Here is a 1,011-nt window from a genome sequence, read left to right on the forward strand (position 1 = left end):
CCACCGTCGTCTATCGCAATGGCCATGTCGCGCTGCGCAACGCCAGCTTCGACACGCCGGCCGGCACCATCACGGCGCTGGTGGGCCTGAACGGCAGCGGCAAGTCGACGCTGTTCAAGGCCATCATGGGAATCGTGCGGCTGGCGCGCGGCCAGGTCACCGTGCTCGGCCTGCCGGCGCGCGCCGCGCTGCGCCGCAAGTGGATCGCCTACGTGCCGCAGAGCGAAGAGGTCGATTGGGACTTCCCGCTGCTGGTCGAGGATGTCGTGATGATGGGCCGCTACGGCCACATGGGCTGGCTGCGCCGGCCGCGCCCGGCGGACCGCCAGGCCGTGGACCTGGCCTTGACGCGGGTCGGCATGGACGCCTTGCGCCGCCGGCAGATCGGCGAACTCTCGGGCGGCCAGCGCAAGCGCGTGTTCCTGGCCCGCGCGCTGGCGCAGGATGCCCGCGTCATCCTGCTGGACGAACCCTTCACCGGCGTCGACGTCACCACCGAGGACGTGATCATCGCGCTGCTGGGCCAGTTGCGCGACGAAGGGCGCGTGATCCTGGTGTCCACCCACAACCTGGGCAGCGTGCCCGAGTTCTGCGACCGCGCGGTGCTCATCAAGCGCGAGGTGCTGGCCTTCGGTCCGATGGCCCAGGTGTTCACCCGCGCCAACCTGCAGGCCACGTTCGGCGGCATGTTGCGGCATTTCCTGCTGCCCGACACGGACGACCAGCCCGGCCGGGACGTGGGCATCTTCTCCGACGACGAGCGTCCGCTGGTGTTTTACGGCGACGTGGCGACGGCGCGGGAATCGCGCGACGGACACGGAGAAGCGGACCATGCTTGACTGGCTCACCGAACCGTTCGGCTACGGCTACATGATCAACGCCATCTGGGTGTCCGCGGTGGTCGGGGCGCTCTGCGGCTTCCTGTCCGCCTACCTCATGCTCAAGGGCTGGTCGCTGGTCGGCGACGCGCTGGCGCATGCCATCGTGCCGGGCGTGGCGGGCGCCTACCTG

2 protein-coding genes are annotated in these 1,011 nt (G+C 69.8%); both read left to right on the top strand.

Translation table 11 applies throughout. The annotated features are described in order from the left end of the window. Window positions 1-839, top strand: an 839-nt coding sequence (locus BI327_RS40790) for a manganese/iron ABC transporter ATP-binding protein (RefSeq protein WP_076867248.1), incomplete at its 5' end; no start/stop codon positions are given. After that, window positions 832-1,011, top strand: a 180-nt coding sequence (locus BI327_RS40795) for a metal ABC transporter permease (RefSeq protein ID WP_174683078.1), incomplete at its 3' end; no start/stop codon positions are given. The genes BI327_RS40790 and BI327_RS40795, both read left to right, overlap by 8 nt.

Origin of the sequence: Bradyrhizobium mercantei (assembly GCF_001982635.1) — a bacterium.
Classification (GTDB): Bacteria; Pseudomonadota; Alphaproteobacteria; order Rhizobiales; family Xanthobacteraceae; genus Bradyrhizobium; species Bradyrhizobium mercantei.